This window comes from Grimontia sp. SpTr1 (assembly GCF_947387585.1).
In the GTDB taxonomy this organism is placed as follows: domain Bacteria; phylum Pseudomonadota; class Gammaproteobacteria; order Enterobacterales; family Vibrionaceae; genus Enterovibrio; species Enterovibrio indicus.
In genome coordinates, this window is sequence record NZ_CANDOD010000013.1 from 25791 (window position 1) to 50374 (window position 24584).

Sequence of the window (24584 nt, forward strand, 5' to 3'; positions counted from 1 at the left end):
AGAAGTGAAATCCTTCAACCTTTAAGGTGAAAACACCCTGAAAGTGAAAAGGATGAAAGGAGATAAGAGATGATGATAAAAAGGATTGTATTTCTACCTCTTGCTTTGGTGGCATTGCTATCGATGCCATTGAGTGCCCACCCGCTGGATGGCCTGACGGCCGAAGAATATAAATCGATACAAAGCATTCTGCGTGGTTCTGAGCTAGCCGACGAGAATACGCTGTTTCCTCTCATTGATTTAAAAGAGCCGCCAAAAGAGAAAGTTCTGGCGTGGAAAAAAGGCCAACCCTTGGATAGACGTGCCACAGTGGTGATGACTGGACCTGAGGGTTTTTATGAAGCGGTGGTCAACATCACTCAGAAGAAAGTAGAGTCTAATCAACTTATCAAGGGCAGCGGTCAACCCATGATCCTGTTTGAAGAGTTTATTGGTGCATTGACCGGCGCGACTTCTCATCCAGACATGGAAAAAGGGTTAGCCAAACGTGGTTTGAAACCAGACGATGTCTTTTGTCTTCCTCTAACCGCAGGTAATTTCTTCACAGAAGCCTTTGAAAACTCGCGCCTGATGAAGGTGCCATGTTATGTCCTCCCTACCGGGTCAAATTATTACGCGAAGCCTATTGAGGGCTTATTTGCCACCTATGACATTGGCAAAAAAGAAGTCGTTGAAATCATTGATACTGGCGCAGTGCCGCTTCCCACTGACGATTGGGGTTACACGGAAGAAGAAGTGGCGAAAAGAGTTCCACTGAGACCCAAAACGAATCCGGCGGTTGTGACTCAGACGGGTGAACCGAATTACACCATTGAGGGGAGTCACCTTGAATGGGACATCTGGCGTTTGAATTTCCGTACCGAGAAACGCGCGGGTCTCGTGGTGTCGAATATCGACGTGAACGACCAAGGCACGTGGCGTCCGATTATCTATCAAGCGCATTTGTCAGAAGTCTTCGTTCCCTATATGGACCCGACAGAAGGCTGGTACTGGCGTACCTATATGGACAGTGGTGAGTACGGGTTTGGGCTGTTTATGACACCACTTGAGGCTGGGATAGATTGCCCGGTTTATGCGACGTTCTTACCCGCAATGATTGCGGATGACCAAGGTAATCCACTCGAAATTCCTAACGCGATTTGTATTTTTGAGCGCAATATTGGCGATCCTGCATGGCGTCATTACGAAGTCTTTGAGCAAGGTCCAGATAAGTTTGTCCCTGCCGAAGGGCGTCCTGAAACGGAATTGGTGATTCGCACTGCATCTGAAGTGGGTAACTACGACTACCTGATTGATTACCGTTTGAAGCAAGATGGCCAACTCTATGTCAAAGTCGGCGCATCCGGTCTTGATGCGGTGAAAGGGGTAGCTTCGGTGAGCACTGACAGCGAAACCTACAAGGAAGATACCCGCTACGGTACCCTGATTGCCCCAAATTTAGTCGCGGCGAATCATGATCATTACTTCAACTTCCGGATTGACTTCGATATCGATCAACCAGTGAACCATGCGGCAACGATGGACATTGTTCCTGCCTCAGTTGATCCCGCTGTACCGCGACGCTCAATGTGGGAAGTGAAACACACCATGCTCGACTCTGAGCTGGATGCGAGATACAAAACCTCAACCGCTAAGCCAAGATACTTGCATATCAGTAATGCAAAACGCGACGGATATCTGGGGCATAAACCAGGCTACATGCTACACCATGGTTCGGTGGCTTATGGGCCATTCGATTTTGAAAATGATCCGCCAATGAGGCGAAATGCCTACATCCAATATGCCGTTTGGAACACGGTTTATGATCCGGACCAGCGCTATGCCGGAGGCAAATATGCTGTGCAAAGTGATGGCTCGGACACGTTGGCAGAGTGGGTGAAAGAAGACCGCTCCCTGATGAATGCAGATATCGTGACTTGGTTTACGGCTGGCTTTCATCACATCCCAAGAATGGAAGATTGGCCTGTGATGTCCACTGAGTGGAAAACGGTACACATCATGCCACACAACTTCTTTGCCCATAATCCAGCGCTGACAATCCGCAATGCAGAAACCCCTTCTGAGAAGTAATTGAGTTCACGTCTTTGCCGCCATCCTCATTGTTGAGGATGGCGGTTTTTTCGTGCTCGTCTCATGCTGAGAGGGAAAGGAAGCATAATTCTCAGGAGCAAAAGATGACGGATAAGAGAGATGTACCGTTTACGTTAGAAAAGCTGCAGGCAGCATTTAAATCGGGTGAGTTAACCTGCGAATCCTACATCGACGCGGTTATCGAGCGCGCGGAAAGTCTGAAACACCTTAACGCTTTTATTACGGTTGACTGGGAGATGCTTCGAAAGGCAGCGAGGGACGTTGACCAGAGTGGAAAAGCAGGTGAAGGGCTCAATGGCATCCCACTTTGCTTCAAGGATAACATTCAGACTGGTGTTCTTGCTGCGTCTGCTGCGACTAAAGCATTAGCGGGAAATATCAGCAGCGCTTCCGTCGTGGCTGAGCGGCTGTTGAACAGTGGTGCCTTAGTGGGTGGCATGGGAAACATGCACGAGCTGGCCTTTGGTATTACGACTAACAATGGATATAGCGGCGCGTCGAAAAACCCGTGGAATACAGAGCGGATCCCTGGCGGCTCCAGCGGTGGTGTCGCTGTGGCGATTGCAGCTGGCATTATGCCAGCAGGCATTGGGACGGACACAGGAGGCTCCGTAAGGTTACCTTCTGCACTCTGTGGGATCGTTGGCTTTAGACCTTCTATGATGCGCTATCCATCAGAAGGGCTGGTACCTGTCAGCCATACCCGGGATACGGCAGGTCCAATGGCGAATACTGTCAAGGATTGCCGAATCTTGGATGCCATCATGGCGGGTAAAAACGATTCCGCCATTGATGAAGTAGCGAGTCTTTCTTCTATCAAGCTGGGTGTTCCCCGAGCCTATTTCTTTGACAATCTAGACCCTGAAGTCGGCAGATTATCTGAAGACGCCCTAAAGAAACTTTCTGATGCGGGCGTGACCTTGGTAGAGGCGGATATTCCCAATGTTGGTGAACTTGATGAAGCCTGCAGTTTCCCGATTGCGCTTTATGAATTTATGCAGGACTTACCTGCCTATCTTACCGCTCATGCATCACATATCAGTATTAAAGACGTCGCTGAACATGCTTTAAGCCCTGACGTGAGTGGATTGATGGCTTCGCTGATGTCTGATGGCGCGATGCCAGAATCCGTGTATCGAGAAGCTGTTAATGTGGTTCGTCCTAAACTCCAACAAACCTACGCAGACTATTTCTCGAAGCAAGGCGTGGATGCTGTCATCTTCCCAACCACTTTGCTGCCTGCCGCGCCTATTGGTGATGATGAAACCGTTGAGCTTAATGGTGAACGCTTACCTACCTTTCCAACTTTTATTCATAACACCGATCCAGGCAGCAATGCAGGCATTCCAGGAATAAGCCTGCCCATTGGCCTAACCCATGACGGCTTGCCTGTTGGTATCGAAATTGATGGACCTTTCAACAGCGATGAGCGGTTGCTATCGATCGCGGAAGCGCTGGAGTCAGTCTTCAACTTTACGCAACGCCCCTGATCCACTCTTCATAGATGTAAGGAACACAACAATGAAAAGACGCGAATTTTTAACTTCGTCGATGAGTGCTGCGCTGCTGGCAGCGATTGCACCGACTTTTGTCTCAACCCGGGCTCTCGCTGCGGAGACAGTTAAACTCGGTGTGATGATTCCCCAATCAGGCCCCGCGGGTCTGTTTGGCCCGTCCTGTAAAAACTGTACAGAAATGGCGGTTGAAGAAATCAATAAGTCGGGTGGCATTTTAGGCAAGCAGGTTGAAGTGTTTTATGCCGATGCTGGCGGTTCTCCTTCCGATGCGCTGAAAAATGCGGTGCGCCTGTACAAAGGCGAAAAAGTGGATGCGTTTATTGGCATGCATGACAGTGCTGTGCGAGGTGCACTCACCAACTTGTTCAAAGGCGAGGTGCCTTACATCTATACGCCAATCTATGAAGGTGGTGAATGTGCAGAGGGAACTTATGTACTCGGTGAGACCCCTGCGCAGCAATTGGCGCCGGTCATTCCTTGGTTAGCAAAAAACAACAAGGTCAGTAAATGGTATTTGATTGGTAATGATTACAACTGGCCACGTGACTCGAATGCTGCGGCGAAAGAATACATTAAAGCAGCAGGTGGTGAGGTAGTCGGTGAGGAATATCTGCCATTTTCAGCCGATAACTTCGACTCCAGCTTGGCAAAAATCAAAGCCAGTGGCGCTGATGCAGTACTGATCACTTTGGTTGGTGGTGCATCAGTGAGCTTTAACCGCGCATTTGCAAACTTCGGTTTGGACAAGCAAGCCCTGCGATTGGGCACCTTAATAGAAGAAAATACCCTAGCAGGTATTGGGGCTGAAAATGCTGCAAGACTTTACTCTTCATCAGGTTATTTTCAGAACATTAACTCGCCAAAAGCCGCCGCATTTGCTGAGCGCTACTACGAAAAGTTTGGCAGTGATGCACCTGCACTCAATGCATTAGGTGAGTCCTGCTATGACGGTGTCTATCTCTTCAAAGCCTTGGCAAACGAAGCAAAAGGCGTAGCGGCTGAAAAAATTGCCAGCGCTTCTGAGGGCGCGTCATTTTCTTCTCCTCGCGGGAACATGACGCTGACGAAGGGGCATGTTGATAAAGATATCTATCTTGCGGAAGCCGTCGACGGCAGATTCCGCGTTGTTGAAACTTTTGAAAACGTGCCTAGCGGCAGTACCTGCAGTTAAAGGAGAGAGTGACGCACATGGATGTGTTGACCTTGTATATTTTGAACGTCATCTACAGCCTCTCAGTGTTGGCGTTAGTTGCAACAGGCCTTGCCGCTGTGTTCGGACTACTAGGTGTGATGAACATGGCGCATGGCGAGTTTGTCATGCTTGGCGCTTATAGCGCGCTGCTCGCAAGTCAATGGTCACTGCCTTGGCCTGCGGGCCTTTTTTTGGCTGTCATTGTGAGTGCTTTAGTCGGCGCACTCATGGAAAAGGGCCTCATCAGGCACCTTTATCAGCGGCCGTTTGACACCTTGTTGGCAACTTGGGGTGTAGCCATGCTCATCCGAAAAGGGATTGAGGCTCTTTTTGGTAGGGAGTATCAAAACGTTCCTCAATACTTGCCTGGTACCGTCGATGTTGTTGGTGTTGATTACCCAGTTTATCGATTGCTCTTGGTGGTGTTGATTGCCGCCTTGATGACCGGCATCTACCTATGGTTCAGAAAAAGCCCTGCCAGCCTCAAAATTCGTGCGATGGTAGACAACCCTGCACTGGCGCAGGCTGTCGGAATAAACACTGAACGCGTTGCCTTTTACACGTTTGTTTTCGGTGTCAGTACGGCAGGGCTCGCCGGTGCATTGATTGCACCTCTGGTGAGGGTCGACCCCTACATGGGGCTGGATTACTTGCTCTCCTCATTTTTCGCCCTTGTGATTGGCGGCCTCGGCAGCGTTGAAGGCCTGATTCTGGGAAGCGGCATGATTGGCGGCTTAGATCAGTCCCTCTCCAACCTGTTCGACAAGGTCGTCGGCTATACAGGTGTGCTTCTGCTGTCGATTTTCTTTTTATGGTGGAAACCCAATGGCATCATTTCGCAACGTTAATTTTTACGCGATCGCGTTTATCTTCGCACTGCCTCTGTTTATCGATAGCTTTACTGCATATGAGGTTGGTCTCTATTTAATCTTCGGACTCGCAGCATTGAGTGTCGCGTCTTGTTGGGGGCAGGCAGGTTTCTTACCGCTTGGCCAAGCCGCTTTCTTTGGATTGGGCGCGTATCTTTATGGTTATGTGAATGTTGAGCAGGCATCGGTGTTCAGTGTCGTAGAAGGACTGTCTTTAGCACTTCTGGTACCAGCGTTGTTAGCTTTCGCGTTGGGAAAACTGGTGTTCTCACGTACTTCGAGTTCCGGCCCCTATTTTTCTTTGATCACACTGGCGGTTGCCATGTTGGCAACGCAACTGGCATTGGTTTTTGATGGCCTCACTGGCGGGTTTAATGGCCTTAACGGCATTAACGACATTCCAGGAACAGATCGTTACGAAAACCTGTATTGGGTGATTGCAGGCGCAGTGGCAGTTGTGCTTTTGTCCCTTCAGTATTTAGAAAACACGCCATTCGGACTTTTGCTTAATGCCATCCGTGATAATGAACAGCGTGTTGACTTGCTGGGTTACAAAAGTGACCAACTGAAAAGTATTGTCTTTGCTATAAGCGCTGCGGTTTCTGGGTTGGCCGGCGCATTGTACAGTGTCCATCAGGGCATCGTTACGCCACAGGCACTGGGCTTTTTCCTTTCGGCAGAGTTTGTTATCTGGGCTGCAGTGGGAGGACGTTTTACGCTAGTTGGTCCTATTGTTGGTGCTTTGGTGATGGGAATGGTGTCCAGTGAGTTGAAAGCGTCTTTCCCTTACTGGGAAGTGATAGTCGCATCTATTTTCATTGTTGTGGTGCTCTTTTTACCAAAGGGTTTGCTAGGTTGGTTGCCCGCGACGAAAAAGCGTATTGAGGAAGACAAGTCAGATGAGGAACCTAATCCCTACTCGCCTGAACGGCGCGTGACGCTCGCCATCAATGATGTCTCCGTATCGATAGGAGCAGTTAATATTCTATCGTCCTTGGATATGAGATTGGGTGGAAAGGGTATTCAGTGCCTAATCGGCCCAAACGGCGCAGGAAAAACATCGGCATTCAACACTATGACTGGCGTGCTGCCGCTTTCTTCCGGAACGCTTGTATGGAATGGAGAACGCTTTAGTCCACGTAAGCCTTATGACGCTGCACGTCAGGGTATAGGTCGGAAATTACAAATTCCTTGTGTGTTCCCATCGCTAAGCGTTGAAGAGAATATTCATTTGGCGATGTGGGCAAGCCGTTCGAATAAGAAATCATTATTCCGAGTCGCCAAATACGGAAAACGTTCTGCATCTTTAAACGCGCTTTACGAAGCGATGCCATTTCTTGAACAGGGTGAAGTCTTGGCCGGATCGCTATCGGTAGGGCAACGTCAAATGCTGGACTTTACGATGACCTGTCTTGCTGAACCTGACTTGTTATTGCTGGATGAACCCTGTGCGGGACTCTCACCTGTCGAGACAAAAACGCTCATCGACATCATCAAAAATTACATCGCCAGAGAGAGAAAACCCTGTGTGATTATCGAGCATGACATGCAAGTGGTGGAGAAATTGGCTGACGAAGTGCTGGTGATGAATCAAGGTTCTATGTTGTGTTTTGGCAGCTTTGATTTTGTTCGTGAGAACGAGGAAGTACGAGCCATTTACGCAGGAGGAACCAAGTAATGTCAGACAAAATTCTGGATGTGAAAGGTCTTTCCGGTGGGTATGGCGATATTACGATCGTCAGGGATGTGAACTTTTCAATCGGGAAAGGAGAGGTTGTGTGCCTTGCTGGTCGCAATGGTGTGGGAAAAACCACTTTAATGAAACTCTTGTCGGGAGCGCTGGCGCCCGGCAAAGGTCATATATGCCTTAATGGAAAAGATCTGTCGGGCTTGAATGCTTTTGAGCGACAGCAAAAGCAAATTAGCCATGGATTACAAGAACAGTCAGTTTTTGGGGGATTGACTGTGCGGGATAACCTATCACTGACAGGTAAGTGGGGTGAAAACCCTCTTGCTCACCGCCTTCTTGAGGCTTTTCCGATCGTCGAAAAACGTTATGACGTGCAGGCTGGGAAATTGTCTGGTGGGGAACGGAAGTTGGTTTCCTTCTGTAGAGCCATAGCAGAAAATGGACTGATAACCTTGCTTGACGAGCCAACAGAAGGTGTTCAACCTGAAAACATCGAGCGAATGGGGGAGGTGATCCTCGAACAAGCTAAACAAGGACGAGGCTTCTTTGTGGCAGAGCAGAACCTTTCACTGATAGAGCAAATCGCTGATGCCTGTTGGGTGATGGATCACGGTGAATTGAAGTCATTTTATCCAGCATCTCACAACTTAAGGCATCATGTGGTGCGAGAGCTGGTTATTTAGGGTTTCTGATTTAATACTTTTGCCCTAACAACAAAGTTTAAATTATCTTCTAATCATTCAGTGCAGCCGTAAGCTGCACTGGTGGCTTTCACAACTGTAAAGGTAGCTTTTGACTACATCAAACAGAACTTGGTTACACTCGTATACGGTTGAAATTATACTCATTTCTGGATGATTTATTGAGCGGGCCAACTCAATGCTCATCTAGTTCATGCAATACGAATAGAAACCCAACCAACGAAGATTTTATGATTGCCTTACAAGCCGCTGATGAGAGTCAGCGACTTTTTGCATTTGACGATCAGTTACCTGAGACAATGTCTACCCGGCGGTTCATCCTACGACCATCTTCGCTCTGGTTATCGGCAATGGGGGAGTTCTCACCAAATGATTTCAGGGTTAACGCCTCTTGTTTCATTCCTGCATCCAGCAGAAACGTTTTCACCGTTCGGGCTCTCTCTAAAGACAAAGTATTGTTGTAAGTGGCAGAGCCTATGGCGTCTGTGTGGCCTTCAAGTGTCCAACTTGGGCTGCTGGTTTTCAGTCGGGTGACCAGTTTCAGCAGTTTTTCTTTGTCTTTGTTGTTTAGGATGGCTTCATCGAACCCAAAATAAATTCGCATCCCACTTCCGTCGGGAAGAGGAACTATCGACAGTTGCGAAGCGTCCGGGTTTTGGCAGGGCTTTGATTGACCGCTCTGATCAAACTGTTTTTGAATAAGCTGTTTCAGCCATATTTGATCTTCTTCTGAGAGCCGATGGAAGTCCTGCACAGTATGGCTATGAACCCAAAAGGGAGAATCACTCTCAACCTTGTGTTCGATACCACCTTCTAACGTTTGACAGAGGGAATAGGAAGACTGAGCTGAAACATTGAAGGTCAGTGCCATCAATGCTCCCAACAATGTGGTGGATTTCGTGTTCATTCATTCTTCTCCAAAGGCTGGCCGGTTTCAATTTGCTTGGTAATCGCGATAAAACAAATGCCCAACTGCTTCTGCGATGATGGGAACAATGGTGTTGTAAATGTCGTCATAATCCCGTGCGGTGTGAACGTTCTTTTCACCCACACAGGTTTTCAATCCTTGGTTGCGTTCAAGATCGTAATCAAAGCCAATCACAGCGAGTGTGAGTTGCGCGTCTTGAGCAATGAAAGCGTCGCGCATGGCATTGCACATGCCCGCGTTGTAGAGGTTTATTCCGTCCCATTTGTGGTTGTAATAGCCATAGTAATCACGACCATAATCTTCACCGTCTGAAAGAATGATCAGCACCTTTTTACGCTTTACGTCAGGTTCTAGTGACCCGTAAAGCATTCTGGCCCCAGCCACAATGCCTTCAAAAGAAGCGGTATATCCGGACGGGGTGAAATACTTCACTTGATTGATTAATGCAGGCAGGTCTTTGGTTAAATCAATGTTGTAGAAGGTTGTACTGTCACTGCTTTGGCTGGTGTAGATTCCGAAGTAACGGTCGTTAAACAGGTTATTCATCAGGGTGCTTTGAGCTGCGTATTTGTAACGCCAGTTGTCTTCATGGGCTTGATACAAATAGGAGCTTCTAAAATAGCGTGTGCCGTAGGCGGTATCTTCTTTGTGCACGACCCTGTCACTGAATACCGATACTCCGATCCGGTGTCGTTTGTTTACGTCCGCGATTTCCTGATTCAAGGTATGAATGTCGGTGGCCAAACGCTCGACGATGTCCAATACACCCTGATATTTGTCTTGGTCGGACCCCGAAGCTGACCAGGCATTTCCCATGGAACCGGACATATCCAGAACCAGGATTAAATCCAGCGGATCGAATATGTATTTCCGCGCCACGGCTTTGCCGTCGAAATTGATGGTTTCATCAAATCCAGGGAGCTTCTCTGTTATCGGGAACCAGCTTTGCTGGCTGACCGTGGCAGATATGCGAAACTCTGAAAAGTAGAATCCATGCCTGTCGTAAACACCGGGCTCACCACAACGTGCGCCATACACATCCTCGCAGGACTGGACCTCAACATTGATGTTTTCGAGTTGAACATTGGCATCGGGTAGGTATAAATCTGCATATCGTTTTACCAGCGCTTTGTTCGTGTCAATGTTTTTATCAACATTGCCGGACACCGCCAGAGCGGCAGCTTCCATGGCATCGCCGATCTTGGCTTCATCCTGCATGTACCTTGTCGCTTCAATGGTCATGTACATCATAGCGAGAAAACCGGGGAGCATGAGCACGGTAAAAAGGGCGGCTGTGCCTTGTTGCTTTTTGAGGCTGCGCTTCATTGTTACCTCCCTAACATGGCGGCCTGCGCGCTCACCTTGCTGAATATTTCTGGCATTAGGCGACTACTGACTGAGCTGCGTTCGTAGCAAAGAGTGACGCGATAAAGGGCGGTTAGGCTGCCAAGTTCGGTTTCCGGTGCGAGTAAAGAAAGGTCGCTTAAGGGCGGAGATTCTTGGCAGCTTACTTGCCCCTGACGGTAGCTGATCACCGGGTTTGGTGTGAGCTGGTACTGGCCATTTTGCATTTGGTAAGAGAAGGTCATGACCTGATAGAGCCCACCGAGTGCGGAAGCATCAAAACTCTTCATGGTGCGATTGAGTGAAGAGACCATGATTTGATGCACATCTGCGCTCAGGGAAGAGGAAAGCGTAAATTGGCGGTCGAACAGCTTGGTGCGTTCTTTGATTACCGATGTCGCACCGTATGCCGCGCGATCTAATTGTCCGATCATCGACTGCTTTTCCACCATGGCGATAGTAAAGGCGATGACAGCCGTCAGAATGAAGACCACGAGAGCAAATTCCACACTGAAGACGCCTTGCTGTGATTGTTTCATCGCCTACCTCTCGTATTCCTGAATGGTGATCACTTCGCGGGTCAGGCTGATATTGCTGTTATCGTATAGCCCACTGAACACTGGGGTGTAGTCATACGTCAGTTGGTAAACCGCCAGCGGTTTTTGCAAAGAACCACCATTGCTGCAAGCATTGAGACTCTGGCAGTTTTTCAACGCTTCAATGTTGGCGAAGGCAACGAACTGGGTCTGAAAAGCATCGGGATTGACGAATTTTGTCCAAACTGCATCCTGCGCGCGAAGAAAACCAGTGAAGGCTTGTTGGTATCCCAGCGCCGTGATGTCGCCATTGTCATTCAGCGTGTCGTCGGCAAACTGTGTGCGCGAAAAACGTGAGGATTCGGAAGCGGCGTAGTCCACTACGGAGGAAACAAAACCCAAATAGCTGAATTCCGCCCACGCCAGAAACAGGATGACAAACGCAAACGAACCCATGGCAAATTCCACCGTCAGGGTCCCTTGCTGTTTTCTACTTTGCATGCCTTAGCCCTCTTTGCTCACTGGCGGGGTTGCTGCAAGGCGAAATAGAGTTCGCGTTGATACTGCGGCGGATGCTGCGGGAACATAAGAATAAAACGTTCGGCATCTTGTGCATTGGCGAGCGCAAAAGCGAGGTTTGCCACCACGCTTTCATCTCTACTGCCATTTTGGTAAAGCGGCCAAAGCCGTTGAGTGGCGAGTTGGTAGTCGCCCGTCATGATGTCGAGCACGGCAAGGTTATTGAGGACTGAAATGTCGTCATGCATCAACGCCCTTGCTTGCAAAAAGGCGTGGCGCGCTTCGTCTAGCTGTAGGGTTTCTCCATGAAGTAATCCCTTTAAGTTGTGGGCTTCACCGTTGTTCAGGTCTTGTTTGAGAGATTGATTAATAGCCAGAAGCGCGTCTGAAAAGCGGGAAAGAGAATAAAGGCTTTTTGCACGCAGAAGATTCACGCTGGGCTTTTCCTGCCAGGAGGCTGGCAGCAAATCGAGATGGAAAAGTGCCGACTCTGCATCACCTGTGTGCTGGTAAGTTTGTGCTAAACGAAGCCGTGTTTCGGCGTCAGGGTGCGAGGCGAGTTGTTGCTTATAGTGCGCGATGAGCCCTTGATGATTGCCCGCCTGCAACATCACTTTTTCTTCCAATGCCTGATTTGCATCAGCCGTAGTAGCCACGGATTGGCAACCCGTGAGTGGCAGCAGGAGACAGGCGCACGTGATTAAACAAAGGGATCTAGCCATCGGGAAACATCCTCATAATGCCGGGGGCGACGATAAGCACCACCACGGGGAACATAATGAAAAGGATCAGCGGCACCGACATCTTGGAAGACAGTTTGCCGACCTTTTCCTCGAGTTGAAGGAGCTGGATTTCACGAATGTCTTTCGCCAGCGTGGTGAGCACGCCATATATAGAGGTGCCATAGTGAAGACTCTGACTGAGCGTGTTCACGAAACTACGCATTTCATTGGTGGGAACGCGTTTGAGCATGTCTTCAAGTGCAGGCTCCAACCCGACAACTTTGGCTCTGTCAGAAGTTTTCTTTAGAAGGTGGGCCATATCGCGGTCGAACTCAGCCATTTCTCTTGTGAGGTAGAACATGGCGGCTTCGATGGTCATGCCTGTTTGAACGCAAACACCCATCAGATCCAACAAGTAAGGAAGTTGTCCTGAAATCTTCTGGGCGAGCGCTTCCTGTCTAGCTCTAAGCCAGGCATCGGGGCCAATGATCGCCGCCACAAACACTGCCAATGCAATCAGAGTTCTGTTCTGTGTGCTTTCTACCGGCAGAAAGAGGTAAAGCAGAACAGGGAGGCATATCATCAGGAACATTTTGACCGGGGCAAAAAACCTTGCCCAATATTCGCTGTAGAGCCCAGCGGCCTCACATTTGTAGCGAATATCATCACGTTCAAAGCGGGTAAAGCGTTCAGAAAATCTCACCACCGTTTGTAACAGAGTGGGTGGCGCTTCACTGCTGTTTTCCAGATACTGTTTCACTCTGTGCTCGAGATGAAAACGCTGCACCAGCCATGTCGCGCCCAAAGCGAGTACTAATGAGACCAGTAAGGCATATAGCATCACGTCGACGGGGATGTTGATGATCGTCATCAGCGTACTCCCCGCATCAGCCAGGCAATGATGCCCATACCAATCGCTTCACTGGCCAGCAAATAGTAGAGAATGTATCGGCCGGAAGGGTCTTCCATCACGAAGCGAAGGTTTTCGGGGCTGAGGTAACGCATCAAAAACATAAATGCGAATGGAATGGCACAGACGATTTTTGCCGACATCCGCGCTTCCGAGGTCATGGCCATTTTCTTGGTTTCCATCGCCCGGCTGTCAAACATCAACCTGTTCAGGCGACTGATAACATCTTTTAGCTGTCCACCGCGACTGATGTTCGCGCGCAGGGTGATGGAGAAAAAAATGAATTCCTTGAAGGGCATCCGAAGGCTGGCACGCTGCAACACTTCATCGGGTGGCTCGCCAATCTGAAGGCGTTCGCCCATACGTTTGAATTCTTTTCCTACCGGCGTATCCAGCGTTTTGCCTACGAAAATCACCGAGTGCATTAAACTTTCTCCCGCTGAAATTGCACCAGTGAGGATGGTGAGGGCGTCTGGAAACGATTGCTCGAACTGCTTTCTGGCTCGGCTTTGCAGCATCATCATTCCGCCAACCGTGGCGGGAATCGGCCATAGAATGACAATCCAAATTGTCGGGAGGGCAAGATACTGGCTGTTGACCACGATCGCCGCAAACAGGGTCATCAGATAATAGAGGATGACTTTAGGAAGGGGGCGCTCGCCGAGTGGTAATAACAAGGCTTCACAATAGAGAGATAGGCGCTGTCGGACGCTGAGATTGCCAAGTAGCTGGAGATTCATGGCGCTGACTTCATGATGCTCATCATGGCGCGAGTCCATCGCCGCAAGGAAGTCGAGGCGCTTGCGCTGTCGCCACAAAACGGCGAAGAAAAGCACGCCAGCGAGGATGAGTAAGATCAGACTAAGACTAGCCATCATCCCTCCTGAAACACCGAGGCAATTTCACGTTCCAGTCCGAAAAAGCGGGCTTTTTCCATCACCACGGAACGTTGCATTAGGCCGGGGGTAGAGAAGGTGCCGAGGATTTTCCCTTCACTGTCCTGACCATTGCTTTCATAGGAGAAAATCTCCTCCATGACCACGCTGTTACCTTCAAGACCAATCACTTCGCAGATACTCATGACCTTACGGCTTCCATCGTGCAGGCGGCGGATCTGGATGATCAAGTCAATGGCACTGACGATAGTGCGTCGGATTGCTTCTAGCGGCAGGGAGGCGGTTGCCATCATCACCATACTTTCAATACGGGAGATGGCATCTCTGGGGGTATTGGCGTGGAGTGTGGTCATGGAACCATCGTGACCGGTATTCATGGCCTGAAGCATTTCGAATGCTTCCGGGCCACGGCACTCGCCGACGATGACTCGATCCGGGCGCATCCGCAGTGAGTTGATCACCAGCTCACGGGCGCCAATGGCCCCGTTTCCTTCTATACCGGCGGTGCGGGTTTCCAAACGGACGACATGGGGCTGTTGAAGTTGAAGCTCGGCAGCGTCTTCTATGGTGACGATACGTTCACTTTGATCGATGTAATGCGACAGTGCGTTGAGCATGGTGGTTTTACCGGAGCCCGTACCTCCCGAAATCACCACATTCAGTCTGCATCTGGCGACAATGCCCATCATCTTGGCCATTTGTGGGCTCATTGCGCCAAAGTTTGCCAGTTGCTCAAGCCCAAGCTTTTGCTTTTTAAATTTACGGATTGAAATGGACGTGCCGTCGATAGCCAGAGGGGGAATGACGATGTTGACCCGGCTGCCATCCTCAAGCCTTGCATCACACATGGGCATGGACTCATCAACCCGACGCCCGACGCGGCTGGCAATGCGTTTGGCGACTTCCTGGAGCTGGCGTTCATCCATGAAAACAACGTCAGATTTGCTCATCAGCCCGCCGCGTTCAACAAACACGTTATCTGGACCATTGACCATGATGTCACTGATGGATTCATCTTCCATTAAACATTGGAGAGGACCCAGACCAATCAATTCGTTGCAGAGATTGTTGACGAACTCTTCCCTGACCACTCTGGGCACAGGCAATTGCTCTTGAGTGATGATCAGTTCCACGGCTTGGTGTAGCTGATCCATCAGCTGGCCTTTGTTCAGGCTGCCAATGGCTTCTGCGTCGACAACATCGAAGATTCTCTGCCGGAGCTCGCGGTAAATAGAACGGCTTGCTGACATAGTTCCAAGGCCTCCTAGCGCTTACTGAACCATCGTGAAAAGAGGCTCTGAGGGTTGGAAGCGCGCTCTCCCAAAATCAGACTGGATAAAGCCTTCAGCGTTTTCGCTGTGCGATTGTTGCCTTGATACAAGTGATTGCCACGAAGTTTGATTTCACTAAAGCGAGTTGCGTGTGGAATGGTGATATCCGGTTTGTTTCCGAGATACTTTTCGATAGCGGCATCATTGATTTCAGCGCTGCGTTCGCGTCGGCTATGGTTTAGCACCACCAGAATGCGAAGGCGTCTTTCTTTATCAGCCATCGCTGCTTTGAGCTTCTTCTGGAATAACGCCGCTTCACGAAGGGCGGATACGGAGCCATCCAATACCATCACCAGACAATCTAGCTTGGTGGTCATCCAGTTGGCGTCACGGTCGACAGACAACGACGCGGAAAGGTCTTCGAGAATGAAGTGACAGTCAAAGCTCAGCCAGTCTGAAACCGTGTCGGTAAATTCGCGGGTGAGGTTGGCGTTTTCGTCTTCCTGTTCAAATGCCAGGTAATCAAGTCTGTCGGTCACTTTTGTGAGCAGGGTTTGCGCGACCCCTTCATCAAGGGAGGCGGCCGTCATATCAGATGGAATAGGGCGTTTGTTGAGGTCGAGTTTTCCCAACATCACATCCAGGTTGCCCCGATCCCGGTTATGGTTAACGAGCACACACCGTGATTGGTGATCGCTTGCTAAAAGCTGGGCAATCTCCGCTGTCAGGAAACTACAACCGACCCCGCCTTTACAGCCATAGAACCCTACGCGCTTGGCACGGCGTTTCTTCACTGTGAGGAGTTTTTGCGCGCGGTGGCTGATCACACGGGAAACAAAGTCGATAAAAACGGGCTTTTCGACAGGCCAGTAAAGGTAGTAAAAGCCAAGCTGTTGAATGGCACGCAGCACAGAGATGGAATCCTGATTGCCAATGATCACGACCGAGACACTGTTCGGAATCATTCGATTGAATCGCTCTGCATCTGCAATCAGAGCTGCGGTTTGGGTCAACTCAATAAAGAGGATATCAGCCTGGTTTCGTTCGATGTACTGACCAATTTCTGTGTTTTTGTTGGCGAGCAGGTCTGGGTCATTCCAACCTTCAAATCGAAATGCCTGTAGAACAAGATCGGCCACGGCTTCTGTTTGAGAAAAAAGTGCTGCTTTTAACGCGGCTTTGCCACCTGGTGAGGTTTTACTGCCACTGGGTGCTTTCTTTTGTTTTAAAAGTTCTGAGAGCTCAAACATTAGCGATGCTCCACAGATTGTGGTTGGCGATCACCTAACACCGAGGCCTGAAGGTTGGATGCCGAGCGCCAGAGCATAGAGGCAGAGGCGCATCCCCGATGTGGGGCACTCAGTGCTGGTGTTCGCTGAACTCCAACGGTATGAAGTTTTGAAGGCGCGCAATGGTGTGGGAGAGGCTTCATCTGTTGATAAGAAATCTGCATTGCAATGTGCTTAGGAAGATGTTGCTGTTCCAGCAAGACTTGCTGTTTTTCAAAGCCATTTTTCAACAACCACCTCTTCGCTTGGTCTGCCATCTTACGGCCTTGATGCCCTTGATATTCGATGCGTAACGGCTGGTGGATGAGACGCGACTTTTCTCTACTCAAGAGGGCTGTCACTTGATGGTTTGAAGAGGTTGCGGGTACTAACCACTGTTCCGAAAAGGGGACAAACGATGAGCTTGCCGCCACAGCAGATGTGGCTGCTACCAAGGACAAAAACAGTGAAGTCATGATGGATTTCATTGCTTGAACCCTCCCTGATTGACGATGGTTTCAACGTGGCGTGAAATTTCTGCATTCTCTGTTGGTGGCAATGCGAGCCAGCGCTCCCAAACTGAGGTGGGCTGCATGCGGGGCAATTGAACATCTTGGGGAGAGATAGCACGGACCAGATTGACTGTTGCGACAATCATCAGCTCAGTGTTGTTTTGGTTGGTCTCGGTGTGGCGAAACAGCGCACCCAAAATAGGCACGTCACCAATAAAGGGGATTTTCTGGAGAGATTCGCGCTCTTCACTGCTTAACAAGCCACCGAGAACAAAGCTTTCCCCGTTTCTAAGCTCCACCGTGGTGCGGGCACGACGCGTTTTAAAAGCCGGAATATTCAGGTCATTGTCGGCAATCTGGTAATCGTAAGAGCTGACTTCCGGTAACAAGGTGAGTTTGATTTTGTCGTCGCGCAGAACCTTCGCTGCAAGGTCGAGTTTCACGCCGAATTCTTTGTAGCTGATGCTGTGGCCGTTTCTATCAGAGACGATCAGGGGGAGTTCGCCACCCACAAGGAAACTGGCGGTTTCGCCTGACATCACAGAAAGGTTCGGTTCCGCGAGGATTTGGCCAACACTGTCGTCGTTAATCGCTGTTAGATAGCTGGCAATATCGGAAGCAGAGATGTTGAGCAGATCGTAGAAAACGCCGCTGCCACTGCCGGATGAATCGAGAAAACTCCCCCAACGAACGCCCAATTTTTCAGTAAAACCTGTCGAGACCTCAGCAATGGTGAGTTTGACATTGACCTGTTTGGTCACGGCGATTTCGAGTTGGTTTACCACTCCTTCATACTGGCGCTCAGCCATAAATGGCAAGGTGTTTGAGCTTCCTTCGTCGTTAAGTTGAAGGCTTCGTTCAGTCACCTCTTTGCTCATGAGCTTCCCGACCAGATCGACAATTTGCTGAGAGAGCGCGGCATTAGGGACAATGCCTGAAAGCACCACTTGGTCACCGATGTTGGTCAGAGAAATGTCGAGATCCGGGAACTGGAGTTTTAACTGCTCTCGGACGGTAACCAGACTTCGATTCACACGAAGTGTGTAATTCGCCAAGGTTTCTCCGCCTTTGCCAAAAACAAGAAGGGAAGTGGTGCCGACTTTGCGACCCAATACCACCAATTTGTTTTGGGCAATCACCTGATAGTCAGCAATGTCGGGATTAGAAATAAATACCGTATCTATCGGTGTAGAGAATGACAGCGGCTGTGCTTCATCCACACTGACCGATTTCATGGTTGCAGCGTTTGCAGACAATGCAAAGCAGAAAAAAATGAATAACAACGAGCGATAAACAGACATGGTCACTCCTTATCGCGGTGAAGACGCAGGCCTTGCGACGCCGCGTAGTTCTGTGACAGAGAGGTGGCCAGAGAGCACGTCCCGGGTTTCAGCCTGAGTTTGCTCAGCATTGACTATCCCTGCTGATCGGAATATTTCGATATCTCCCACCCGTTTAGCCACTAGCAATTTAGCCACCTGTTGTCGGGAAAGCTCCACCACAATTGCACTGGCGGTTGGTTGACCTTGAGCATTCTTCCCGGCGGCTTTAACCGCCAACACTTTGCAGTAACTGAGTAATGGGGCGACCTGAAGTGTTCGAAAGGCTTTGCTGACCTCTTCCTCTGCTAAATTGCGTTGTGGAGATGTGAGAGTCACGATATCGATATGATCCCCGACGGTGAGATTCACAAGCATAGGGCTTTCAGAGGGCAGTTCGAGGGGGTACGCAACATGCCCAACTGTGATGATCCAGTCGATATAGTCAGGTGCATCGGGATTGATTATGTGGTTCTGGCGAACCACTTCGCCGGCTTTTATTGAGGCGGTGAACAATGCGCCAGCATGCCAATCGAGTGACTGGTTACTGGTGAAACCCATCATGTTTGCCTGTTTCGCATCGAAGGCTTTTCTGACCAATAGCTGGCTGGACACAGGTTGTTTAGGCGAAATGGTTTCGCCGGCAACCCAAAGCGACACAGGTTCAGCAACCTCTTTTGGCGCCGGTGTTTGGCCTGTAATCACAGGAGCTGGGCGATTTACCAAGAAAGAAACGGCCGCAAAGAAAATGGCGATAAAGGCAAGAATAAAAACAAACCGGGAGCTCATGCGTTTGCTCCTAAAACAGTCAGGCTAGTTGCCGCGAAACCGCATGCGGCAATCGGCAAGGTATAAGGCACACCGCGTTTGCGGCTGACTTTGCCTAAACGCTGAAAAAGTAATATCGCAATGGCTTGTACTGCACCGAGAAGGGTGATGGAAAGGATAAGTAGTGCAGCGAGCTGCGCATGTACGCCCAGCATAATTGCGGCGAGGAGTTTTGTATCACCTCCACCCAGCATGTTCTTTCTGGAGAGAAAAATGCCGACAAGAATGATGCCTAAAGTCCAATAAAGGCTATGACCATCAAAATTTCTGCTGAACAGCAGAAAAAGCGAAACAAGCGCTATTGCCAGAACCAGCCGAGGTGGTACATGGCGTGACCGGAGATCGTGATAAACGATGATGGTCAGTAGCAGGGCAATAGCGCTTAGGGCTAGCATCTTGATGGCCTGGCACTTAGTTTGTTGTGCTACCGGAGTCGGTACCCGTTGTGCCGGTCATCTGAATTCCATCGATCGCTGTTTGGATCTTGGTAAACAGGCTACCGCCTTCTGGACCAAATACGGCATACGCTCCCGCAGCCACCGCAACGGCTATCAACGCATACTCGATGGCGGTAACGCCACGGTTGTCTGTAGAAAAATGTTGGGTAGAGGTTTTGGCTTCACAAACAACTTTCAAAATTAAATCATGCATAATGTCTTCCCTAAAATATGTCAGTACAACAACTGCTCTCTTGTCTTCAGAACGTGATGACGGAGTGCAGTTTTTTGGTGTCCTTAAAGTCTCTTTTTATTTATTGACCGTTAAGAATCTCGTCAATGAATCACTCGAAACGTTAATGAAACACTTTCAAGGCCATTTCTATTGTTAAAGGGCTCAATAACAATCTGAGGGGCGAATTTTTGGGCAAAGAATCACATTGGAGGGCCTGTAGCGTGGAGCGTGATCACGCAATGAGATGAATTTGAGACACCGTGTGTTGATGGATTTTTGCCGAAAGGCGGGGCCTTAAAACACAATAATGATGGGATATTATTTATTTAAAACAGGGTATTAACGTGACTTGTATGGGGTTTTGGCCTTTATGGGGCTACGTGAATGGAAAGCTGATCATTGGCGTAACAAGTTAACGTAGAGTGTGATTTTGATCTCAAGCTTCTGGCGGCCGTTGTTAGAAGTCTGTCTGGATTATTGGTTTGCAGAGGAAATGAGTATCTGAGCTGAATTCGTGACATCGCCATGATGAGCGTTGTCTATACTTGCGGTTCAAAAATGAAAAGCGCATGAAGTGCGGTTTAACTAGGGAGTATCAATGAAGGTGTTTAAGAAAGGGATCGGTTTGGCTTCAGTCAGTCTTTTCAACCTGTTTCCTCTAAATACGGCGAATGCAGTTGAAGGCCTTTCCGCCCACAAAGACAACTATTTCCTCCCTTTCTACCAAGAGCAGCGCGTTAACCAGCAGCGATTCGAGCCATTGAACCCAAACGGAACCGAAGCAAAAGATACCTTTATTCAGTTTCAGGTCAGCGCCAAATATCAATTGATAGAAATTGGTGAAGACGGACTCTATCTGGCTTATACCCAACGCTCAAACTGGGAAGCATATGACAGCTCTGCCTACTTTAGAGACAGCAACTACAACCCTGAACTCTTCTATCGACTCCATATTGAAAATTGGCAAATCGACCTGGGTGCTGAACATGAGTCCAACGGGGCAGGCGGTGATAACGAAGTCAGTTGGAATCGGATCTATGTGGATGCGCGACATGATTGGGAGTGGGGCTACATCAGCTTCAAGCCCTGGATTAGAGTAGGTAATGTAACGTACAACCCTGATATCGCAGATTTTCTGGGATATTCGAGACTGGAGCTGGGTTGGCAACCCACAGAGTTACAAGAAATTAAACTACAGGTCAGTAACCTGTTTGCAGATGAGTTTGACCATCTGTATTACGGTGTGAGTTGGAACTTTCCTATCTATCAGGGCTTGAGAGGCTATGTGAAGGCAGAAACTGGGTATGGTCTGACTATTTCAAACTACAACTTTGATGAAAGTGCTTATGGGGCTGGGGTTGCATTCAGTTTTTAGGTGTAAAAGATCATCAGACCCTAAAGCTCAGAATGGTATGAGATTTTGGATGTGAGCTAATTTTTCGTCATTAAAAATGTACATATGACAAGTTAATGCTTTTCTCATGTTTTAGGGTTAGTGTAACTCATCAAACGTTGTCAGATTTAGACAATGAAATCAGGGCAATAAATGACCAGTTGGGCAACTAGTTACCTGAAAAATGAGCAATTTATTGCTCAAACTGGTAAGAGCAGATGTCTAACTCTTTGAATATTTGGCGAGTAATTTATGGTCTACTAATTGCTTTGTATCACGGAGGAATCAAATTTATCAGGGTAGGAGCGTGAAATGGGAAATGCGGTAGTACTTGGCAATATTGGGACAGATCATGATGGTTTTCATCCTTCTCACGTTGTCGCCGCTCTTCCGATAGAAAAATGGATGGCATTCCGCTTGCGCGTCAAGAAGACGCATTAACTCCGCACGACAAACCCAATTTGCCCCCTCATGATAGAAGTATCGCCGCGGGCTTTCAGACGGTTTTTGCAAACGGTAAACCCGTTGCCAGAACTGGGGATCCGGTGAGTTGTGTTGGTGTGGTTGTTGGCGGAGGGGCAGGCAATATTGGTTAGAGTGTTTGAGTTATATCTCTCAAGCGGGTTAGTGCTAAATTAGATTATAGTTAAATCTATATATAGTTGGTTTTGTAATTAAAGTTCCATTTATTTTTCCTTACATTTATAAGTAGGGGTTTTGTACTAGATTGAATTATTAATACTTTCTTAATGCCCCTCGATAGGTCATGTGTCCAATAAATAATAAAGCGCGACTGAAGTCTAGTTTTATTATTTCATCTCTGTAATTTAGTAAATTATATCTTGTCTACGGTCGTACTATTGAATCATCATAATTATAAATTTTTGGCGCTTGTATAGTCTCCGGATCGAAGGTTATGCATATAGACGCTGTTAAAGAATACAATAGAGATCATCGATATATCATTGTTGTGAATAGTTGATGCTTTCAAAAAAATACTAATAAATACATAACGTTGGTTGGCAAGGTTCTAAGGTGGTACAAGCTTAACAAGTGATCATGTTTGAGTGTTATGCATATTGTCGCAAGCATTGACGACATAGTTATTTCTGCATTTCACCAGACTTTCCTTGTTCTCTTCTTTTTCCCTCCAAAGTTCTTTTTGCTGTACATATAGATTAATTAGCAATGTCTAACTTAACCGTTTCTTAATGCAAGAAATTCGGTTGGGATCCGTTTTCTTTAATTTCTCCTGCTTCTAAGTTTTTCAGGGGTTATTGGCTGCTTAATAGCATTTACATCTATCTGGGTGTTGCTTTTTCTGCGGTGAAAAGTCGAAACGTAAACATGTTTAATCCATAAAGTCTCTATAGCGAAAGGAGAGCGTAAAATGGCGAAAGAGGGAAGTGTTGCTCCTAAAGAGCGTATTAACATTAAATACGTTCCAGCAACCGGCGATGCTCAGGCGGAGATTGAACTCCCGCTGAAAATGGTCGTTTTGGGCGACTTCAAAGGTCACCCAGAAGACACCTCAATCGAAGAACGCGAAGCCGTTTCTGTCGATAAAAACAACTTCACCTCAGTCATGCGAGAGAGCAACCTTTCGGTGACTACTTCAGTGCCAAACGTAATGACAGAAGAGGAAGGTCAAGATCTTCCTGTCGAACTGTCGTTCAAGTCTTTGGCGGATTTCTCTCCAGATTCAGTAGCAAACCAGGTTCCTGAGCTGAAGAAGCTTGTTGAGCTTCGCGAAGCACTGGTTGCTCTCAAAGGCCCGCTAGGCAATATCCCTGCTTTCCGCGCCCGTCTCCAAGAGCTGCTGGCATCTGAAGATTCCCGCGAGAAGTTACTCGCTGAACTGGAGCTGGTGGGTGCTGAAGAGCAACCGGCTGACGAACAGTAATCAACGCAGAAGAGAAAAGGATTTTGTTAATGTCCGTACAAGAGAAAACGCTTGAGAGTTCTGCCTATGAATCTGGCAGTCTGCTCGACGACATCATGGCTCAAACCCGCATGGCACCTAGCGAAGAAGGCTATGATGTTGCCAAAAAAGGTGTAGCTGCATTCATTGAAAACCTGATTGGTTCAGACCAGCAGGAAGAACCAGTCAATAAAGCGCTGGTTGACCAGATGTTGGTTGAGCTGGATAAGAAAATCAGTGCCCAGATGGATGAAATTCTCCACAGCGAGCCTGTTCAGCAAATGGAATCTTCATGGCGTGGCCTGAAGCTGCTGGTTGACCGCACTGATTTCCGCGAAAACATCAAAATTGAAGTGCTCCATGCAACGAAACAAGAGTTGCTGGATGACTTTGAATTTGCTCCCGAGACCACGCAATCTGGTCTTTACAAGCATGTTTACTCAGCAGGTTATGGCCAGTTTGGTGGTGAACCAGTGGGTGCTATTGTTGGTAACTATGCGTTCACGCCAAGCACACCAGACATGAAGCTGCTGCAATATGTAGGTTCAGTAGGTGCAATGGCTCATGCGCCATTCCTGTCTTCAGTGGCACCGGAGTTCTTCGGCATCGACTCTTTCGAAGAGTTGCCAAACCTGAAAGATCTGTCTGCTACCTTCGAAAGCCCGCGTTACACCAAATGGCGTTCACTGCGCGAGTCTGAAGATGCACGCTACCTAGGCCTGACTGCGCCACGCTTCCTGTTGCGTGTTCCTTACGATCCAGTTGAAAACCCAATCACGTCTTTCAACTACCGTGAAAACGTATCGGATTCACACGAAAGCTACCTGTGGGGTAACACTGCGTTCGCACTGGCTTCACGTCTGACTGACAGCTTCGCGAAATACCGCTGGTGTCCAAACATCATTGGTCCACAAAGTGGCGGTGCAGTCGAAGATCTGCCTGTGCACTTGTTTGAATCACTGGGAGCGCTTCAAGCAAAAATCCCTACCGAAGTGCTTATCACTGACCGCAAAGAATTTGAGCTGGCCGAAGAAGGCTTTATCTCTCTGACAATGCGTAAAGGCAGTGATAACGCCGCTTTCTTCTCTGCAAACTCTATCCAGAAGCCAAAAGTGTTCCCGAACACCAAAGAAGGCAAAGAAGCAGAGACCAACTACAAGCTGGGTACTCAGCTGCCATACATGATGATCATCAACCGTTTGGCGCACTACATCAAAGTGCTGCAACGCGAACAGATCGGTTCTTGGAAAGAGCGCCAGGATCTTGAGCGCGAGCTGAACACTTGGGTTCGTCAGTATGTGGCAGATCAGGAAAACCCGCCGGCAGAAGTCCGCAGCCGTCGTCCGCTTCGCGCAGCGAAAGTGGAAGTGATGGACGTGGAAGGCGATCCGGGTTGGTACCAGGTTTCTCTGGCTGTTCGTCCTCACTTCAAATACATGGGCGCGAACTTCGAACTGTCTTTGGTAGGCCGTCTGGATCAGTAAT

Annotated in this window: 23 protein-coding genes and 1 pseudogene; 10 read left to right on the forward strand and 14 right to left on the reverse strand. The window is 48.6% G+C overall.

The features are described 5' to 3' along the window. Positions 1 to 69 precede the first annotated feature (69 nt). The 6 genes from QL223_RS17430 to QL223_RS17455 all read left to right on the forward strand — a co-directional run bounded on the left by QL223_RS17430 (position 70) and on the right by QL223_RS17455 (position 8042). Complete coding sequence (locus QL223_RS17430; RefSeq protein ID WP_281545444.1) at positions 70 to 2070, forward strand: tyramine oxidase; 2001 nt, start codon at positions 70 to 72, stop codon at positions 2068 to 2070. Positions 2071 to 2174: 104 nt separating this feature from the next. Further along, positions 2175 to 3581 carry an indoleacetamide hydrolase gene (gene iaaH / locus QL223_RS17435; protein ID WP_281545445.1) on the forward strand — a complete coding sequence of 469 codons (1407 nt, stop codon included), beginning with the start codon at positions 2175 to 2177 and terminating at the stop codon, positions 3579 to 3581. Between the two features lie 31 nt (positions 3582 to 3612). Next, positions 3613 to 4779 carry a substrate-binding domain-containing protein gene (locus QL223_RS17440; protein WP_002538771.1) on the forward strand — a complete coding sequence of 389 codons (1167 nt, stop codon included), beginning with the start codon at positions 3613 to 3615 and terminating at the stop codon, positions 4777 to 4779. A gap of 17 nt (positions 4780 to 4796) precedes the next feature. Then, positions 4797 to 5648: a branched-chain amino acid ABC transporter permease gene (locus tag QL223_RS17445; RefSeq protein WP_002538773.1), complete on the forward strand. Its 852-nt coding sequence runs from the start codon at positions 4797 to 4799 to the stop codon at positions 5646 to 5648. Then, the gene (locus tag QL223_RS17450; protein WP_281545446.1) at positions 5626 to 7347 is read left to right on the forward strand and encodes an ATP-binding cassette domain-containing protein; all 1722 of its coding nucleotides are present in this window, start codon (positions 5626 to 5628) and stop codon (positions 7345 to 7347) included. The genes QL223_RS17445 and QL223_RS17450 overlap by 23 nt, the downstream gene beginning before the upstream one ends. After that, the gene (locus QL223_RS17455) at positions 7347 to 8042 is read left to right on the forward strand and encodes an ATP-binding cassette domain-containing protein (protein WP_281545447.1); all 696 of its coding nucleotides are present in this window, start codon (positions 7347 to 7349) and stop codon (positions 8040 to 8042) included. The genes QL223_RS17450 and QL223_RS17455 overlap by 1 nt, the downstream gene beginning before the upstream one ends. A gap of 301 nt (positions 8043 to 8343) precedes the next feature. Here the strand turns inward: QL223_RS17455 and QL223_RS17460 are convergent, their stop codons facing one another. The 14 genes from QL223_RS17460 to QL223_RS17525 are packed head-to-tail and all read right to left on the reverse strand — an operon-like array spanning position 8344 to position 19764. Next, complete coding sequence (locus QL223_RS17460) at positions 8344 to 8967, reverse strand: OmpA family protein (protein WP_281545448.1); 624 nt, start codon at positions 8965 to 8967, stop codon at positions 8344 to 8346. 27 nt (positions 8968 to 8994) lie between these two features. Beyond that, the gene (locus QL223_RS17465) at positions 8995 to 10314 is read right to left on the reverse strand and encodes a pilus assembly protein (RefSeq protein WP_281545449.1); all 1320 of its coding nucleotides are present in this window, start codon (positions 10312 to 10314) and stop codon (positions 8995 to 8997) included. Positions 10315 to 10316: 2 nt separating this feature from the next. After that, positions 10317 to 10871 (reverse strand): tight adherence pilus pseudopilin TadF, encoded by a 555-nt coding sequence (tadF, locus tag QL223_RS17470; protein ID WP_281545450.1) that lies wholly within the window; start codon positions 10869 to 10871, stop codon positions 10317 to 10319. A gap of 3 nt (positions 10872 to 10874) precedes the next feature. After that, the gene (locus QL223_RS17475; RefSeq protein ID WP_281545451.1) at positions 10875 to 11369 is read right to left on the reverse strand and encodes a TadE family protein; all 495 of its coding nucleotides are present in this window, start codon (positions 11367 to 11369) and stop codon (positions 10875 to 10877) included. Between the two features lie 17 nt (positions 11370 to 11386). After that, a complete protein-coding gene (locus tag QL223_RS17480) occupies positions 11387 to 12043 on the reverse strand; it encodes a tetratricopeptide repeat protein (RefSeq protein WP_281545452.1) in 657 nt (218 codons plus the stop codon). Positions 12044 to 12101: 58 nt separating this feature from the next. Further along, positions 12102 to 12980 (reverse strand): type II secretion system F family protein, encoded by an 879-nt coding sequence (locus tag QL223_RS17485; RefSeq protein ID WP_281545453.1) that lies wholly within the window; start codon positions 12978 to 12980, stop codon positions 12102 to 12104. Then, on the reverse strand, positions 12980 to 13894 hold the full coding sequence (locus tag QL223_RS17490) for a type II secretion system F family protein (RefSeq protein ID WP_281545454.1): 915 nt from the start codon (positions 13892 to 13894) through the stop codon (positions 12980 to 12982). The genes QL223_RS17485 and QL223_RS17490 overlap by 1 nt, the downstream gene beginning before the upstream one ends. Continuing rightward, positions 13894 to 15165 (reverse strand): CpaF family protein, encoded by a 1272-nt coding sequence (locus QL223_RS17495; protein WP_281545455.1) that lies wholly within the window; start codon positions 15163 to 15165, stop codon positions 13894 to 13896. The genes QL223_RS17490 and QL223_RS17495 overlap by 1 nt, the downstream gene beginning before the upstream one ends. A gap of 14 nt (positions 15166 to 15179) precedes the next feature. Beyond that, entirely contained in the window at positions 15180 to 16436 is a 1257-nt protein-coding gene (locus tag QL223_RS17500) for a hypothetical protein (protein WP_281545456.1), read from the reverse strand. Then, positions 16436 to 16942 carry a hypothetical protein gene (locus tag QL223_RS17505; RefSeq protein WP_281545457.1) on the reverse strand — a complete coding sequence of 169 codons (507 nt, stop codon included), beginning with the start codon at positions 16940 to 16942 and terminating at the stop codon, positions 16436 to 16438. Before QL223_RS17505 ends, QL223_RS17500 begins: the two co-directional genes overlap by 1 nt. Continuing rightward, complete coding sequence (locus tag QL223_RS17510) at positions 16939 to 18267, reverse strand: type II and III secretion system protein family protein (protein WP_281545458.1); 1329 nt, start codon at positions 18265 to 18267, stop codon at positions 16939 to 16941. The genes QL223_RS17505 and QL223_RS17510 overlap by 4 nt, the downstream gene beginning before the upstream one ends. A 9-nt stretch (positions 18268 to 18276) precedes the next feature. Next, complete coding sequence (locus QL223_RS17515) at positions 18277 to 19074, reverse strand: RcpC/CpaB family pilus assembly protein (RefSeq protein ID WP_281545459.1); 798 nt, start codon at positions 19072 to 19074, stop codon at positions 18277 to 18279. Beyond that, complete coding sequence (locus QL223_RS17520; protein ID WP_281545460.1) at positions 19071 to 19508, reverse strand: prepilin peptidase; 438 nt, start codon at positions 19506 to 19508, stop codon at positions 19071 to 19073. Before QL223_RS17520 ends, QL223_RS17515 begins: the two co-directional genes overlap by 4 nt. A gap of 16 nt (positions 19509 to 19524) precedes the next feature. Further along, the gene (locus QL223_RS17525; RefSeq protein WP_281545461.1) at positions 19525 to 19764 is read right to left on the reverse strand and encodes a Flp family type IVb pilin; all 240 of its coding nucleotides are present in this window, start codon (positions 19762 to 19764) and stop codon (positions 19525 to 19527) included. 619 nt (positions 19765 to 20383) lie between these two features. Between QL223_RS17525 and QL223_RS17530 the strand changes: the two genes are divergently transcribed. From QL223_RS17530 to tssC, 4 genes and pseudogenes are all read left to right on the forward strand, one after another. Continuing rightward, positions 20384 to 21160: a phospholipase A gene (locus QL223_RS17530; protein WP_281545462.1), complete on the forward strand. Its 777-nt coding sequence runs from the start codon at positions 20384 to 20386 to the stop codon at positions 21158 to 21160. A 330-nt stretch (positions 21161 to 21490) separates the two neighbouring features. Continuing rightward, positions 21491 to 21774 (forward strand): annotated as a pseudogene (locus QL223_RS17535) (type VI secretion system PAAR protein). A gap of 794 nt (positions 21775 to 22568) precedes the next feature. Beyond that, a complete protein-coding gene (gene tssB / locus QL223_RS17540; RefSeq protein ID WP_002538780.1) occupies positions 22569 to 23081 on the forward strand; it encodes a type VI secretion system contractile sheath small subunit in 513 nt (170 codons plus the stop codon). A gap of 29 nt (positions 23082 to 23110) precedes the next feature. Then, positions 23111 to 24583: a type VI secretion system contractile sheath large subunit gene (tssC, locus tag QL223_RS17545; RefSeq protein WP_002538781.1), complete on the forward strand. Its 1473-nt coding sequence runs from the start codon at positions 23111 to 23113 to the stop codon at positions 24581 to 24583. The last annotated feature ends 1 nt before the right edge of the window (position 24584 follow it).

What these genes read in the sequence shown, in the direction of transcription:
- QL223_RS17525 (WP_281545461.1), bottom strand. Translation starts at nt 19,764, where the DNA reads ATGCATGATTTAATTTTGAAAGTTGTTTGTGAAGCCAAAACCTCTACC.
- QL223_RS17495 (WP_281545455.1), bottom strand. Translation starts at nt 15,165, where the DNA reads ATGTCAGCAAGCCGTTCTATTTACCGCGAGCTCCGGCAGAGAATCTTC.
- QL223_RS17485 (WP_281545453.1), bottom strand. Translation starts at nt 12,980, where the DNA reads ATGACGATCATCAACATCCCCGTCGACGTGATGCTATATGCCTTACTG.
- QL223_RS17530 (WP_281545462.1), top strand. Translation starts at nt 20,384, where the DNA reads ATGAAGGTGTTTAAGAAAGGGATCGGTTTGGCTTCAGTCAGTCTTTTC.
- QL223_RS17440 (WP_002538771.1), top strand. Translation starts at nt 3,613, where the DNA reads ATGAAAAGACGCGAATTTTTAACTTCGTCGATGAGTGCTGCGCTGCTG.
- QL223_RS17490 (WP_281545454.1), bottom strand. Translation starts at nt 13,894, where the DNA reads ATGGCTAGTCTTAGTCTGATCTTACTCATCCTCGCTGGCGTGCTTTTC.
- QL223_RS17515 (WP_281545459.1), bottom strand. Translation starts at nt 19,074, where the DNA reads ATGAGCTCCCGGTTTGTTTTTATTCTTGCCTTTATCGCCATTTTCTTT.
- QL223_RS17450 (WP_281545446.1), top strand. Translation starts at nt 5,626, where the DNA reads ATGGCATCATTTCGCAACGTTAATTTTTACGCGATCGCGTTTATCTTC.
- QL223_RS17500 (WP_281545456.1), bottom strand. Translation starts at nt 16,436, where the DNA reads ATGTTTGAGCTCTCAGAACTTTTAAAACAAAAGAAAGCACCCAGTGGC.
- tssB (WP_002538780.1), top strand. Translation starts at nt 22,569, where the DNA reads ATGGCGAAAGAGGGAAGTGTTGCTCCTAAAGAGCGTATTAACATTAAA.
- QL223_RS17465 (WP_281545449.1), bottom strand. Translation starts at nt 10,314, where the DNA reads ATGAAGCGCAGCCTCAAAAAGCAACAAGGCACAGCCGCCCTTTTTACC.
- QL223_RS17475 (WP_281545451.1), bottom strand. Translation starts at nt 11,369, where the DNA reads ATGCAAAGTAGAAAACAGCAAGGGACCCTGACGGTGGAATTTGCCATG.
- QL223_RS17505 (WP_281545457.1), bottom strand. Translation starts at nt 16,942, where the DNA reads ATGAAATCCATCATGACTTCACTGTTTTTGTCCTTGGTAGCAGCCACA.
- tadF (WP_281545450.1), bottom strand. Translation starts at nt 10,871, where the DNA reads ATGAAACAATCACAGCAAGGCGTCTTCAGTGTGGAATTTGCTCTCGTG.
- QL223_RS17445 (WP_002538773.1), top strand. Translation starts at nt 4,797, where the DNA reads ATGGATGTGTTGACCTTGTATATTTTGAACGTCATCTACAGCCTCTCA.
- QL223_RS17430 (WP_281545444.1), top strand. Translation starts at nt 70, where the DNA reads ATGATGATAAAAAGGATTGTATTTCTACCTCTTGCTTTGGTGGCATTG.
- QL223_RS17455 (WP_281545447.1), top strand. Translation starts at nt 7,347, where the DNA reads ATGTCAGACAAAATTCTGGATGTGAAAGGTCTTTCCGGTGGGTATGGC.
- iaaH (WP_281545445.1), top strand. Translation starts at nt 2,175, where the DNA reads ATGACGGATAAGAGAGATGTACCGTTTACGTTAGAAAAGCTGCAGGCA.
- tssC (WP_002538781.1), top strand. Translation starts at nt 23,111, where the DNA reads ATGTCCGTACAAGAGAAAACGCTTGAGAGTTCTGCCTATGAATCTGGC.
- QL223_RS17510 (WP_281545458.1), bottom strand. Translation starts at nt 18,267, where the DNA reads ATGTCTGTTTATCGCTCGTTGTTATTCATTTTTTTCTGCTTTGCATTG.
- QL223_RS17460 (WP_281545448.1), bottom strand. Translation starts at nt 8,967, where the DNA reads ATGAACACGAAATCCACCACATTGTTGGGAGCATTGATGGCACTGACC.
- QL223_RS17520 (WP_281545460.1), bottom strand. Translation starts at nt 19,508, where the DNA reads ATGCTAGCCCTAAGCGCTATTGCCCTGCTACTGACCATCATCGTTTAT.